The 13,632-nt window shown below is 71.0% G+C and carries 12 protein-coding genes and 1 riboswitch; all 12 genes read left to right on the top strand.

The genetic code is table 11. The features are described from left to right. The first annotated feature begins 55 nt into the window (after positions 1–55). The 12 genes from arc (at position 56) to cobM (ending at position 13,610) form a co-directional block, all read left to right on the top strand. Positions 56–1,819, top strand: a complete 1,764-nt coding sequence (gene arc / locus QSK34_RS24625; RefSeq protein WP_030452379.1) for a proteasome ATPase — start codon at positions 56–58, stop codon at positions 1,817–1,819. 526 nt (positions 1,820–2,345) lie between these two features. Beyond that, entirely contained in the window at positions 2,346–3,575 is a 1,230-nt protein-coding gene (locus tag QSK34_RS24630) for an acyltransferase family protein (RefSeq protein WP_285587089.1), read from the top strand. Between the two features lie 75 nt (positions 3,576–3,650). Further along, a complete protein-coding gene (dop, locus tag QSK34_RS24635; protein ID WP_161483216.1) occupies positions 3,651–5,168 on the top strand; it encodes a depupylase/deamidase Dop in 1,518 nt (505 codons plus the stop codon). A gap of 477 nt (positions 5,169–5,645) precedes the next feature. After that, a riboswitch (adenosylcobalamin (AdoCbl) riboswitch) is annotated at positions 5,646–5,788 on the top strand. 68 nt (positions 5,789–5,856) lie between these two features. After that, positions 5,857–5,985, top strand: coding sequence for a CbtB domain-containing protein (locus QSK34_RS24640; RefSeq protein ID WP_353051426.1), 129 nt, complete (start codon positions 5,857–5,859; stop codon positions 5,983–5,985). Beyond that, a complete protein-coding gene (locus QSK34_RS24645) occupies positions 5,985–6,665 on the top strand; it encodes a CbtA family protein (protein ID WP_285587092.1) in 681 nt (226 codons plus the stop codon). The genes QSK34_RS24640 and QSK34_RS24645 overlap by 1 nt, the downstream gene beginning before the upstream one ends. 264 nt (positions 6,666–6,929) lie before the next feature. Beyond that, positions 6,930–7,361: a histidine phosphatase family protein gene (locus tag QSK34_RS24650; RefSeq protein ID WP_285587094.1), complete on the top strand. Its 432-nt coding sequence runs from the start codon at positions 6,930–6,932 to the stop codon at positions 7,359–7,361. A gap of 43 nt (positions 7,362–7,404) precedes the next feature. Continuing rightward, positions 7,405–9,432, top strand: coding sequence for a VWA domain-containing protein (locus QSK34_RS24655; RefSeq protein ID WP_285587792.1), 2,028 nt, complete (start codon positions 7,405–7,407; stop codon positions 9,430–9,432). A 1-nt stretch (position 9,433) separates the two neighbouring features. Continuing rightward, positions 9,434–10,024: a cob(I)yrinic acid a,c-diamide adenosyltransferase gene (gene cobO, locus QSK34_RS24660; RefSeq protein ID WP_285587096.1), complete on the top strand. Its 591-nt coding sequence runs from the start codon at positions 9,434–9,436 to the stop codon at positions 10,022–10,024. Then, positions 10,018–11,358: a cobyrinic acid a,c-diamide synthase CobB gene (locus tag QSK34_RS24665; RefSeq protein ID WP_285587098.1), complete on the top strand. Its 1,341-nt coding sequence runs from the start codon at positions 10,018–10,020 to the stop codon at positions 11,356–11,358. The genes cobO and QSK34_RS24665 overlap by 7 nt, the downstream gene beginning before the upstream one ends. Further along, positions 11,355–11,723 carry a PPOX class F420-dependent oxidoreductase gene (locus QSK34_RS24670; protein WP_285587100.1) on the top strand — a complete coding sequence of 123 codons (369 nt, stop codon included), beginning with the start codon at positions 11,355–11,357 and terminating at the stop codon, positions 11,721–11,723. Before QSK34_RS24665 ends, QSK34_RS24670 begins: the two co-directional genes overlap by 4 nt. After that, positions 11,716–12,876 (top strand): precorrin-6y C5,15-methyltransferase (decarboxylating) subunit CbiE, encoded by a 1,161-nt coding sequence (cbiE, locus tag QSK34_RS24675; protein WP_285587102.1) that lies wholly within the window; start codon positions 11,716–11,718, stop codon positions 12,874–12,876. The genes QSK34_RS24670 and cbiE overlap by 8 nt, the downstream gene beginning before the upstream one ends. Then, positions 12,873–13,610 carry a precorrin-4 C(11)-methyltransferase gene (cobM, locus tag QSK34_RS24680; RefSeq protein ID WP_285587103.1) on the top strand — a complete coding sequence of 246 codons (738 nt, stop codon included), beginning with the start codon at positions 12,873–12,875 and terminating at the stop codon, positions 13,608–13,610. The genes cbiE and cobM overlap by 4 nt, the downstream gene beginning before the upstream one ends. The last annotated feature ends 22 nt before the right edge of the window (positions 13,611–13,632 follow it).

A 13,632-nucleotide genomic window follows, 5' to 3' on the forward strand; every position in this document is an offset into this window, starting at 1 on the left:
CAGATTGGTAGGGACTTGAGTAGTCTTTCCTCTACTGGGAAGGAGGTGACGGGGCGTGGCAGCTCGCGATGACGCAGAGGCTCGGGCCGCGCAGCGCGAACGGGAGGTCGCCGACCTCACAACACAGGTCTCCTTCCTTCAGGAGGAGATCACCGCGTTGCGCCGGAAGCTGGCGGAATCCCCCCGCCAGGCACGGGTGCTGGAGGAGCGTCTCCACGACGTTCAAGCTCAGGTGGTCGCCCTCACAGGCCAGAACGAACGGCTCGTGGCCACCCTCAAGGAGGCCAGAGACCAGATCGTCGCCCTCAAGGAGGAGGTCGACCGGCTGGCGCAACCGCCATCCGGCTTCGGCGTTTTCCTGGAGGCCAGAGAAGACGGCACGATCGAGGTGTTCACCGGCGGGCGCAAGCTCCGGGTGAACGTCAGCCCCGCCGTCGACGTCGACTCGTTGAAGCGCGGCCAGGAGGTCATGCTCAACGAGGCGTTGAACGTCGTCGAAGCCCTCGGCTTCGAAGACGTGGGCGAGATCGTGATGTTGAAGGAGCTGCTCGAAGACGGGCAGCGCGCGCTCGTGATATCGCACGCCGACGAAGAGCGCGTCGTGAAGCTCGCCGAGTCGCTGCTCAGCCAGCCGATAAGGTCGGGCGACTCACTCCTGCTCGAACCGCGTTCGGGTTACGTCTACGAGCGCATCCCCAAGTCGGAGGTCGAGGAGCTCGTCCTCGAAGAGGTGCCCGACATCTCTTACGACGAGATCGGCGGCCTGCGCGGCCAGATCGAGCAGATCAGGGACGCCATCGAGCTGCCCTACCTGCACGCCGACCTGTTCCGGGAGCACAAGCTCCGCCCGCCGAAGGGTGTGCTGCTCTACGGCCCTCCCGGTTGCGGCAAGACGCTCATCGCCAAGGCGGTCGCCAACTCCCTGGCCAAGCAGGTCGCGGAGAAGACCGGCCAGTCGGGCAAGAGCTTCTTCCTCAACATCAAGGGCCCGGAGCTCCTGAACAAGTACGTCGGCGAGACCGAGCGGCACATCCGCCTGGTCTTCCAGCGGGCGCGCGAGAAGGCGTCCGAGGGCACCCCGGTGATCGTGTTCTTCGACGAGATGGACTCGATCTTCCGCACACGTGGCTCGGGTGTGTCGTCCGACGTCGAGAACACCATCGTCCCTCAGCTGCTGTCGGAGATCGACGGCGTCGAGGGCCTGGAGAACGTCATCGTCATCGGCGCCTCCAACCGCGAAGACATGATCGACCCGGCGATCCTGCGGCCCGGCCGCCTCGACGTGAAGATCAAGATCGAGCGGCCCGACGCCGAGGCGGCGAAGGACATCTTCTCGAAGTACCTGATCTCCGACCTCCCGCTCCACCCCGACGACCTCGCGGAGCACGGCAGCAGCCGTGAGTCCACGATCGCCGAGATGATCCAGCGGGTCGTCGAGCGCATGTACAACGAGATCGAGGAGAACCGCTTCCTCGAGGTGACCTACGCCAACGGTGACAAGGAAGTCCTCTACTTCAAGGACTTCAACTCCGGCGCGATGATCCAGAACATCGTCGACCGGGGCAAGAAGATGGCGATCAAGCAGTTCCTGGAGACGGGCCAGAAGGGCCTGCGCATCCAGCACCTGATGGCCGCCTGCGTCGACGAGTTCCGGGAGAACGAAGACCTCCCGAACACCACCAACCCCGACGACTGGGCCCGCATCTCTGGCAAGAAGGGCGAGCGGATCGTCTACATCCGCACCCTCGTGCAGGGCAAGCAGGGCACGGAGGCCGGCAGGTCAATAGACACGGTGGCCAACACGGGGCAGTACCTGTAGGGAATTACGAAAACGGCACGTCCTCCCGTTACGGGAGACGTGCCGTTTTTCGTTTGTGCCGCCGTGATTGTCCGTGGGACGCTGTAGCGTTGCCCGTTGTGCGGTATTGGTGCGGAAATAAGCAGGGCGGACTGAAGTGACCGGCGGGGCGTGGAACGGGGACCAGCCCCGACGACCCGATCCGGGACCCGGCGGCGCGTGGCCGGGACACCCCCGGCAGCCGGGCGACGCCCGCGTATGGCCCCACGCGCCCGAACCGCCACAGAACGCCCCTGAGTGGCCTACGGGCGCACCTCAGGGAACGCAGACGCCTTCTTTGGACGGCTGGGGTGCGCCTCAGCCGGGACACGGGCTTGGCGGGCCTGGGCCGGGTGCGGCTCCCACCCAGGGGATGACGTGGCCGCACGGGCCCGAGGGCCCGGCCGTAGACGCCCGGGTGTGGCCCAACGGTTCCGGGGTGGGTGTGTCTCCGCCGGTCGATGGGCGGTCCGGGCCGGGAACGTGGGCCGGGGGCGCGGAGGCGCCGGTGACCGGGCAGTGGCTCGGGTTGGGGGCCGACTCTTCCGTGGCGGCGCCCGAGCGGGAGGCGCCCGCCGGGCGTGGTGGCCGGCGGGGCCGGGGTGCGCCGCCGCCCGCCGTGCCGGGGGCCGAACCGGCGACCGGGCTCGCGCCGCCCGTGCGGCAGCCTCGGCTGGTGGAGCTCGACCTGCTGCGGTTCATCGCCGCGTTCACGGTCATGGCGTTCCACTACATGGCGGCGTCGCGGTCGTTGTGGGACGAGTCGCCCGTCGTGCTGTTCGAGCCGGTCAAGTACGTCACGACGCTCGGCATCCTCGGGGTCGAGCTGTTCTTCCTCATCAGCGGGTTCGTCATCCTGATGAGCGCCTGGGGCCACAGCCTGCGCCGGTTCGCGGTGTCACGGTTCGCGCGGCTCTACCCCGCCTACTGGTTCACCGTGATCGCCCTGTACGTGCTCTACACGTACACGAGCGTCGAGTACTTCAGACCCAACCTGGACACCGTCGGCTACGTGATCAACCTCACGATGCTGCAGGAGGCGTTCGGCGTCATCCCGGCCGGGGGAGTGTTCTGGTCGCTCTGGGTGGAGCTGAAGTTCTACCTCCTGATCTCCATCGTGGTGATCATGGGCGTCAACCTGCGGCGGGCCATGGGGTTCATGTGGGTGTGGCTGGCCGCCGCGATCTTCGCCGAGTGGCTGCAGAACGACCTGGTCACCGAGATCGTCATGCCCCGGCAGGCGCCCTACTTCATCGCCGGCATGGCCTTCTACCTGATCTACCGCGAGGGCTCCACCGTCACCCGGTGGGGGTTCGTCCTGGTCGGCTACGCCTGCTCCCTGTACGTGGCCCTGGAGCGCATCCAGAGCCGGATCGACCTCGTGGGGATCAAGAACTTCCCGGCGCCGCCGCCGGCCGTCATCGCCTGGATCACGGTCATCTACGTGCTCATGGCGGCCGTCGCCCTCGGGTGGCTGCGCTGGGTGCGGTGGCGGGCGCTGACGACGGTGGGGGCCCTCACCTACCCGCTCTACCTGGTACATCAGAACGTCTCGGCGGTACTTATCCCGGGATTCCGGGAATCTATAAATCCGTGGGTGCTCGCCGGGGGCACGATGCTGGCATCGATTCTTCTGTCGTATGCTGTATACCGGCTTGTTGATCGCCCAGGTCAGCGGTTGCTGCGCCGTCTGATGGGCAGGAGCCCAATGGAACAACGCCAGGCATCGGTGCCGTAACTGTCTGGTGGCCGGGCATAGTGAAGGGGCTAGGCTCGGGATATAAACGGCGGAACGACAGGCCATGGGGTGCGCATGACAGTCCGGCGGGTGATGGGCATCGAGACCGAGTACGGAATTTCCGTGCCCGGTCAACCAGGTGCGAATGCGATGGTGACCTCGTCACAGGTCGTCAACGCATACCTGGCGGCCTCGGCCGCGCGCGCCCGCCGCGCCCGGTGGGACTTCGAGGAGGAGAACCCCCTCCGCGACGCCCGGGGTTTCGACCTCGCCCGTGAGGCGGCCGACTCCAGCCAGCTCACCGACGAGGACCTCGGCCTCGCCAACGTCATCCTCACCAACGGCGCCCGGCTCTACGTCGACCACGCCCACCCCGAATACTCCACGCCCGAGTGCACCAACCCCCGGGCCGCGGTCATCTGGGACAAGGCGGGCGAGCGGGTCATGCACGACGCGGCCGTCCGGGCCTCGGGCATGCCGGGCAACGCGCCCATCCAGCTCTACAAGAACAACACCGACTCCAAGGGCGCCAGCTACGGCTGCCACGAGAACTACCTGATGCGCCGGGCGACCCCGTTCGCCGACATCGTGCGCCACCTGACCCCGTTCTTCGTCTCCCGCCAGGTCTTCGCGGGGGCGGGCAAGGTCGGCATCGGGCAGGACTCGCGCGGCGACGGCTACCAGATCTCCCAGCGGGCCGACTTCTTCGAGGTCGAGGTCGGCCTTGAGACGACGCTCAAGCGGCCGATCATCAACACCCGCGACGAGCCCCACGCCGACCCGGAGAAGTACCGCCGGCTCCACGTGATCATCGGCGACGCGAACATGTCCGAGATCTCGACCTACCTGAAGCTCGGCACCACCTCGCTCGTCCTGGCGATGATCGAAGACGGCTTCCTGACGGTCGACCTGTCGGTCGAGTCGCCGGTCGCCGCGCTGCGCGCGATCTCCCACGACCCGTCCTGCAAGCACGTCGTGACGCTGCGGTCGGGCCGGAAGATGACGGCGGTGCAGCTCCAGATGGAATACCTAGAGCAGGCCCGCAAATACGTCGAAGACCGCTACGGCTCCAACGCCGACGAGATGACCAAAGACGTGCTCAACCGGTGGGAGTCGGTGCTGACCCGCCTGGCCGAAGACCCGATGCAGCTCTCGCGGGAGCTCGACTGGGTGGCCAAGCTGGAGCTCCTCGAGGGCTACCGCACCCGCGACAAGCTTCCCTGGTCCCACCCCCGGCTGCAGCTGGTCGACCTCCAGTACGCCGACATCCGGCCCGAGCGGGGGCTCTACAACCGGCTCGTCGAGCGCGGCCGGATGCAGCGCCTGGTTACGGAAGACGACGTGGAGCGTGCTATCGAAACGCCGCCCACCGACACCCGGGCCTACTTCCGGGGCCGCTGCCTGCGGCAGTACAGCGAGTCGGTGGCGGCCGCGTCGTGGGACTCGGTGATATTCGACATCCCTGGCCGCGAGTCGCTGCAGCGCGTTCCGACGCTGGAGCCGCTGCGCGGGACCAAGGCCCACGTGGGCGACCTGCTCGACCGCTGCCGCACGGCGGCCGAACTGGTCGCGGCCCTGACGGGCGACTCGTGAGCTGAGGTCACCTCCAGGCGACGGCGGCTGAGGCCGCGTCCACGCGACACCCACATTTCTGGAAAGCCCGGGGCCATTCGGCACCGGGCTTTCTCGCGTCCGGCTTGGCATGCGGGGGCTGGGGGTGCCTGGCTGTGCTGCGAGGGCTGGGGTGTGGCTGGGCTGCGAGGTTGGGGGTGCCGGGTGGCGGGGTGCGTGGCTGGTTGTCCCGCTTGGGCCGGGGCCTATGCGGGGCTGGCGTTCCGGTTGGGTCTGAGGGATTGGGCGTGCCGGGTGGCGACTCCGTACATCCGGGCTTAAATGCGTCGGCGGTAACCGTTGCCTGGCGGGTGGGGAGGTGGCCACAAGCGGCGCAGCTCTGGCTCGTGGCCGCTCGATGGGTCTCGTTGGAGGCCGGCCTCTGTCCTGTTAAGATGATCTACTTTGTAAAGGGGTCGGGATCATGCCGTCTTGACGGGTTTTGGCATATCGGGGTACGTTCGCCGGGAATTGTGGCGGCGTGAGGGAAACCGGTGAGAGTCCGGTACGGTCGCGCCACTGTGATCCATCGCCGATGGAGAGTCAGGTCACCACCCGCCACGTTGATCTACGACAGGGACGCGCAATCCCGGAGGAGGATCGTGGCGTGAGCCAGATGTCCAGCTCCCCAGTCATTCCCGTTCGCACCTTACTGCCCTGGTCGGCGGCGGTGCCCGTACTGCTGATCGTCGCCTATCTGGTGACGATGGACTCGGCGGGGCTGCTCGCGCAGACCGGTGACTTCCTGCATGAGCTCATGCACGACGGTCGTCACCTGCTCGGCGTGCCCTGCCACTGATGATCAAGGACTTCTTCCTCCGGGGCCTCGGCGCCGGAGCCGTCGCCGGGCTGCTCGCGGGACTCTTCGGGTTCCTCGTCGGGGAGCCCTCCATCGACCAGGCCATCGCGATCGAGGAGGCCGCCGCCGGTGCGGGGCACTCGCACGCCGACGAACTGGTCGGCCGCGGGGGGCAGGTCTTCGGGTTGTTCCTCGCCACCACCCTCTACGGGCTCGTCATCGGCGGGCTGTTCGCGCTCGCCTACGCCTTCGTCAGAGGCAGGTTCGGGCCCGCGAACGAGCAGGCGCTGGCCGTCACGCTGGCGGCCGGGGGGTTCCTGGCCGTCGTGCTCGTCCCGTTCCTCAAGTATCCGGGCAATCCGCCCGCCGTCGGCGACCCGGACACCATCGGGCAGCGGACCGTGCTCTACCTGGTCATGCTCGCCATCGGGCTGCTGGCCCTCGGCGCGGGGGCGGTGATCCACCGGCGGTTCGGGTGGGTCGCGGCCGTCCCGGCGTTCCTGGTGATCGTCGGGGTCGCGTACGCGGTGCTGCCGGGCGTCCAGGAGGTGCCGGCAGGGTTCCCGGCGGTGTTGTTGTGGAACTTCCGGGTGTCGTCGCTGGGCCTGCAGGTCGTGCTCTGGGGCGTGCTCGGATCGGTGTTCGCCCTGTTGTCCGCCCGGCAGCGGGTGCGGGTCTGACCGCGGGCGGGGACGGCGGCCACGCGACCGGCCGCCGCTCCCGCACCGGTTCCACCCTCGCCATGCACGGAGGCGGAGAACCAGAGCCGGTCGGCTCGTGGCGGCTACGGGAACGAGCGGTCATCCGGCGGGCAACCCCTCAGAAGGCCAAGCGGGCGAGTGGTCCAGCGCCACTGATCGAGCAGGAGGCGCTTCGTGAAGGCCGTGCGGGTGACGTTGGTGGCGCATCCCCTGACCGCGAGCCAGCGGGACGGGGCGTTTCCAGTGGCCGATGAGCCTGCCGAGGTCGTCTCGTTCAGCGCGCCGGCCGGGGCCACCCGCGTCGTGCGGGGGCCCGAGGCGCGGTGTGATCTGGTTCCCGGGGCCGAGGTCGTGCCCGAGTTGCGGGACCTCGACATGGGGAGCTGGGCCGGCGTGCGGCTGGCCGACGTCGATCCCTCAGAGCTGGCCCGGTGGGTCGGGGATCCCGGGGCCGTGCCGCACGGTGGCGAGTCGGTGAACGAACTGCTCGTCAGGGTGCGGGGGTGGCTGGGGCGGCTCGACGGCGGGGCGGTGCTGGCCCTCACCCATCCGGCCGTCGTCCGGGCCGCCGTGTCCGTGGCGACGGGGGCGGACCATCGGCGGGTCGACGTGCCGCCGCTCGGGCGGGCGTCGCTCACCGGCGCGGGTGGCCGGTGGAATCTGCGGTTGCAGTGAAAGGAAGTCGGGAGTGACCTATCCGTTCAGCGCGGTCGTCGGGATGGACGACCTCAAACTGGCGCTCGTCCTGAACGCCGTGTCGCCGCAGGTGGGCGGGGTGCTCGTGCGCGGGGAGAAGGGCACGGCGAAGTCGACGATCGTGCGGGCGCTGGCCGAGCTGCTCCCGGCCGTCGACGTCGTGCCGGGGTGCCGGTTCGCCTGTGACCCGGCGGCGCCGTACGGCCAATGCCCCGACGGACCCCACGACGGCGGGAGGGAGACGCGCCGGGCGCGGCTCGTCGAACTGCCCGTCGGGGCGTCGGAGGATCGCCTCGCCGGGTCGCTCGACCTGGAGAAGGCCCTCGCGCACGGGGTCGCGGCCTTCGAGCCGGGGCTGCTGGCCGCGGCGCATCGCGGGGTGCTCTACGTCGACGAGGTCAACCTGCTGCACGACCACCTGGTCGACCTGCTGCTCGACGCCGCCGCGCTCGGCACCTGCTACGTCGAGCGCGAGGGCGTGTCGGTGCGGCACGCCGCGCGTTTCCTGCTGGCCGGGACGATGAACCCCGAGGAGGGGGAGCTGCGGCCGCAGCTGCTCGACCGGTTCGGGCTGACGGTCGAGGTCCGGGCGTCGCGTGACCCGGGGGAGCGGGCCGAGGTGATCCGCCGCCGGATGGCCTACGAGCGCGACCCCGACGGGTTCGCCGCCGACTGGGCCGCCCGCGAGGGGGAACTCGCGGCGCGGATCGCCGAGGCGCGCGAGCGGGTGGAGTCGGTACGTCTGCCCGACGCCGCCCTCAAGCAGATCGCGACCGTGTGCGCGGGCTTCGAGGTCGACGGGATGCGCGCCGACCTGGTCACCGCCCACGCGGCGGTCGCACACGCCGCCTGGGCCGGCCGGGACAGGGTCACCACGCGGGACGTCCGGGAAGCGGCCCGCCTCGCCCTGCCCCACCGCCGGCGGCGCGACCCCTTCGACGCCCCCGGCCTGGACGAGAACAAGCTGGACGAACTCCTCGGCCAGTTCCCGGACGACCCCGACGACACGGACCCGCCCAACGGTCCACAGGGCGAACCTGAGGACAGCACGAACGAGGGCGACCAGCAGCCGCAGGGCGACACGACGGACCAGAGCCGAGCCGACCAGCCCGAGCCGAACCCGGCGGAACAGAGCCAAGCCCATCAAAGCAAGGCAGACCGAAACGCAGCCGATCAAGGCGAGACGCATCCGAGCCAGGCCGATCAGCGCCAGGCCCATCAGCGCCAAGACGATCACCGCCAAGACGAGCCAGGCCAAGCGCGACAGGACCAAACAGACCCGACTCAGGCCGACGCGTTCCAGGTCGCGGGCACCCCCTACAAGGCCCGCCTCTTCTCCGTCCCCGGCGTCGGCGGCGGCGCCCCCGGCCGTCGGTCCCGGGGCCGGTCCGCCAAGGGCCGCACCGTGGGCTCCCGCACCCCGAAGGCCAAGGTCACCCACGTCCACCTCATGGCCACCCTCCGCGCCGCCGCCCACCGCGGCTGGCGGCAGGGCCCCGTGCGCGCCGCCGACCTGCGGGAGGCCGTCAGGGAAGGCAGGGAGGGCAACCTCGTCCTGTTCGTCGTCGACGCCAGCGGCTCCATGGGCGCCCGCAGGCGCATGGGCGAGGTCAAGACCGCCGTCCTGAGCCTGCTGCTCGACGCCTACCAGCGCCGCGACAAGATCGGCCTGATCACCTTCCGGGGCGACTCCGCCGAACTGGTGCTCCCGCCCACGTCCTCCGTGGAGGCGGGCGCCGCCCGGATGCGCCTGCTGAAGACGGGGGGCCGCACCCCGATCGCCGCCGGTCTGGTGAAGGCCGCCGAGGTCCTGGCGGTGGAGCGGCTCAGGGACCCGGCGCGGCGGCCGCTCGTGGTCGTCGTCACCGACGGCCGGGCCACCTCCGGGGACGCCGACCGTGCCGCCGCCCTGCTCACCGACACCGCCTGCGTCGTCGTCGACTGCGAGTCGGGGCCGGTCCGCCTGGGGCTGGCCGCCCGGCTGGCGGTCCGGCTGGCCGCGCCGGTCGTGGACCTGTCCGATGTCGCCCACGTCATGAAAGCCGCGTGAGATGCCGCAAGGTCAGCCGGAGAACGTCCCGAACGACGGCCTCACCACCCGCCAGCGCCGGACCCGGCCGCTGGTCATCGTGCACACCGGGCCGGGCAAGGGGAAGTCGACCGCCGCCTTCGGCCTGGCGCTGCGCGCCTGGAACCAGGGGTGGCCGATCGGGGTCTTCCAGTTCGTCAAGTCCGCCAAGTGGCGGGTGGGCGAGGAGGCCGCGTTGAAGGCGCTGGGCGAGATCGGGCCGCCGGTCGCCTGGCACAAGATGGGCGACGGCTGGTCGTGGATCCGCAAGTCCGACGACGACCACGCCGCCAACGCCCGTGAGGGCTGGGCGCAGATCAAGCGGGATCTCGCCGCCGAGACGTACCGGCTGCTGGTGCTGGACGAGTTCACGTACCCCATCAAATGGGGGTGGATCCCCGTCGAGGACGTCATCGCGACCCTGCGCGACCGGCCGGGCTCGCAACACGTCGTCATCACCGGCCGGGACGCCCACCCCGACCTGGTCGCCTTCGCCGACCTCGTCACCGAGATGACCAAGGTCCGTCACCCGATGGACGCCGGGCAGAAGGGCCAGAGGGGCATCGAATGGTAGCCCGGCTGGTCGTCGCGGCGCCGTCGTCGGGAGCGGGCAAGACGACGATCGCGACCGGACTGATGGCCGCCCTGGTCCAGGCCGGCCTGACCGTCTCGCCGCACAAGGCGGGGCCCGACTACATCGACCCGGGCTACCACGCCCTGGCGACCGGACGGCCCGGCCGCAACCTCGACCCGTTCCTGACCAGCGAGGATCTGGTCGCGCCGCTCTTCCTCCACGGCGCGCGCGGCGCCGACATCGCGATCGTCGAAGGCGTCATGGGCCTGTTCGACGGGCTGCCCGACGGCTACGCCTCCACCGCCCACGTGGCGCGGCTGATCGACGCCCCGGTGGTCCTGGTCGTCGACGCCACCGGGCAGGGACAGTCGGTCGCCGCGCTGGTGCACGGCTTCGCCGGGTTCGACACGCGGGTGCGGATCGGCGGCGTGATCCTCAACCGGGTCGGCTCCGACCGCCACGAGGAGGTGTGCCGGGCCGCGCTCGACCACAGCGGCGTGCCGGTCCTCGGCGTCATCAGGCGCACGCCGGGCATCGAGACCCCGTCGCGCCACCTCGGGCTGATCCCGGTCGCCGAACGCCGCCGCGAGGCCGTGGAGGCGGTGGCCCGCCTGGGCGACCTGGTCACGGAGGGCTGCGACCTGAAGGCGCTGGTCCGGCTCGCCCACACCGCCCCCATGCCGGCCGGAGAAGCGTGGAGCCCCGAGGCGGCCCTTGCGGGCTGTTCGGGCGATGCCGCGCACCGTTCGGAGCGCCGCACGACGACGAAGGTCGCCGTCGCCGGAGGGCCCGCGTTCACCTTCGGCTACGCCGAGCAGACGGAACTCCTCCAAGCGGCGGGCGCCGAGGTCGTACCCTTCGACCCGCTGCGCGACGAACGACTGCCCGAGGGCGCCGGCGGCCTGATCCTCCCCGGCGGCTTCCCCGAGATGCACGTCCAGGATCTCGCCGCCAACGAGCCGCTCAAGCGGGAGATCGCCGCGTTCGGCGGCCCGATCCTGGCCGAGTGCGGCGGCCTGCTCTACCTGGCCCGCGAGCTCGACGGCCACCCCATGGTCGGCCGGATCGACGCAAAGTCGGAGATGTCGCCCAGGCTCACCCTCGGCTACCGCGACGCCGTCGTCACCCGCGACACGATCATCGGCCGGACCGGGGAACGCGTCCGGGGGCACGAGTTCCACCGGACCGTCACCGACCTGCCCGGTGAGCGGGTCTACCGCTGGCGCGGCGGCGCCGACGGGTACGCTGCCGGGCGGATCCTGGCGTCCTACCTGCACCTTCACTGGGCGGGCACGCCGGAGGCAGCGACCCGTTTCGTCAAGGAGTGCGGATGAGCTTCGAGGAGTTCTGGACCGAGCGGCACCTGTGCACGCTCACGACCCTGCGGGCCGACGGCACGCCCCACGTGGTGCCCGTCGGGGTGACCCTCGACGGCGACACCGCCCGGGTCATCACCAGCGCGACCTCGCAGAAGGTGCGCAACGTCAGGAACGGCGGGAACCACGTGGCGGTCTGCCAGGTCGACGGGGCCCGCTGGTCGACCCTGGAGGGCGTCGCGACCGTCAGCGACGACCCCGGGGCGGTCGCGCACGCGGTGCGGCTCTACACGGCCCGCTACCGCGCGCCGAGGCCCAATCCGCTGCGGGTCGTCATCGAGATCAAGATCACTCGTGAGCTGGGGAACGTGCGGCGTGACTGACGTGGTGGTCGTCGGCGTCGGGGCCGACGGCTGGGCGGGCCTGGGGGAACCGGCCCGGGAGGCCGTCGCGAAGGCGGAGGTCGTGGCCGGCTCGGCGCGCCAGCTCGCCCTGCTCCCGGAGGTGCCGGGGGAGCTGCGGCCCTGGCCCTCCCCGCTGCTGCCGGCCCTGCGGGAGCTGCTCGGCAGCGGCCGGCGGGTCTGCGTGCTGGCCAGCGGCGACCCCATGCACTTCGGCATCGGCGCGACCATCGCCCGCCTGGGCGTGCCCGGGGTGCGGGTGATCCCGCACCCGTCGTCGGTGTCGCTGGCGTGCGCGCGGCTCGGCTGGCCCGTCGAGTCGGTCACGGTCGTCAGCATGGTCGGCCGCCCGCTCGCCGCCGTCTTCGCGCCCGGCCGCCGCTTCATCGTGCTCAGTGAGGGAAGCGGCTCTCCCGCCGCCGTGGCCCGCGCCCTCGAAGCCGGGGGGTACGACCAGAGCGCGCTCACCGTCCTGGAACGACTCGGCGGGCCGGGGGAGCGGGTCGGTCCCCTCCGCGACGACGTCGACCCGCTGAACGTGGTGGCGGTGGAGTGCCGGTCGGCCGACCCCCTGCCGATCGTGCCCGGCCTGCCCGACGACGCCTACGACCACGACGGCCAGCTCACCAAACGCGAGGTCAGGGCCGTGGTCATGGCCTTCCTGCGGCCGAACGGCCTGTTGTGGGACGTCGGCGGCGGCGCGGGCAGCGTCGCGATCGAGTGGATGCGCGCCGACCGCGCCTGCCGCGCGGTGAGCGTCGAACGCGACCCCGTCAGGGCGGCCCGCATCGCGGGGAACGCCGCGCGGCTGGGCGTACCGGACCTGAAGGTCGTCACCGGGACGGCCCCGCACGCCCTCGCCGGGCTCGACCGGCCCGACGCCGTCTTCATCGGCGGCGGCCTGACCGCCGAGGGCGTCCCGGAGACGTGCTGGCGGGCGCTCGGGCCGGGCGGCCGCCTGGTGGCGACGGCTGTCACCGTGGAGTCGGAGGCCCTCCTGGCGGCCTGGCACCGCGAGCACGGCGGCGAGCTCACCCGCCTGTCGGTCAGCCGGGCCGCGCCGGTCGGCGGGTTCACCGGCTGGCGTCCGGCCATGCCGGTGACGATCTGGTCAGCGAGAAAGGACCTCACGTGATCCGCTTCGTCGGCGCCGGACCCGGCGCGGCCGACCTCATCACCGTGCGCGGGCAGCGGGTGATCGAGACCTCCCCGGTCTGCCTGTACGCCGGTTCGCTCGTCCCCGCCGAACTGCTGGACCGGTGCCCCGAGGGGGCCAGGATCGTGGACACGGCGAATCTGAACCTCGGGCAGATCCTGGCCGAGATGACCCGCGCCCACGAGCAGGGCCTCGACGTGGCCCGGCTGCACTCGGGCGACCCGTCGGTCTTCAGCGCCATGGCCGAGCAGATGCGGCGGCTCGACGCGGCCGGTGTGCCCTACGAGGTGGTGCCGGGAGTCCCGGCCTTCGCCGCCGCCGCGGCGTCGCTCAGACGCGAGCTGACGGTCCCCGGGGTGGCCCAGACGATCATCCTGACGCGGACCTCCGAGCGGGCCACCCCCATGCCGCCGGGGGAGGACCTGACCACGCTCGGCCGATCCGGGGCGACGATGGTGCTCCACCTGGCCGTCCAGCGCATCGAGCCGGTGACGGCCGAACTCGCCGGAAGCTACGGGAGCGACTGCCCGGTGGCGGTGGTGGCCTACGCCTCCCGCGCTGATGAAGTCATCATCAGGGGGACGCTGGGCGATATTTCGGGCATGGTGCGTGCGGCAGGCGTGAAGCGAACGGCGGTCATCATCGTCGGCCGGGTCCTGACGGCGGCTCAGTTCCCCGACAGCCACCTGTACTCGGTGGCACGCGCCCGTTAGTCCGCATCAAGGCCGCGCCGGG

Origin of the sequence: Herbidospora sp. NBRC 101105, assembly GCF_030269205.1 — a bacterium.
In the GTDB taxonomy this organism is placed as follows: domain Bacteria; phylum Actinomycetota; class Actinomycetes; order Streptosporangiales; family Streptosporangiaceae; genus Herbidospora; species Herbidospora solisilvae.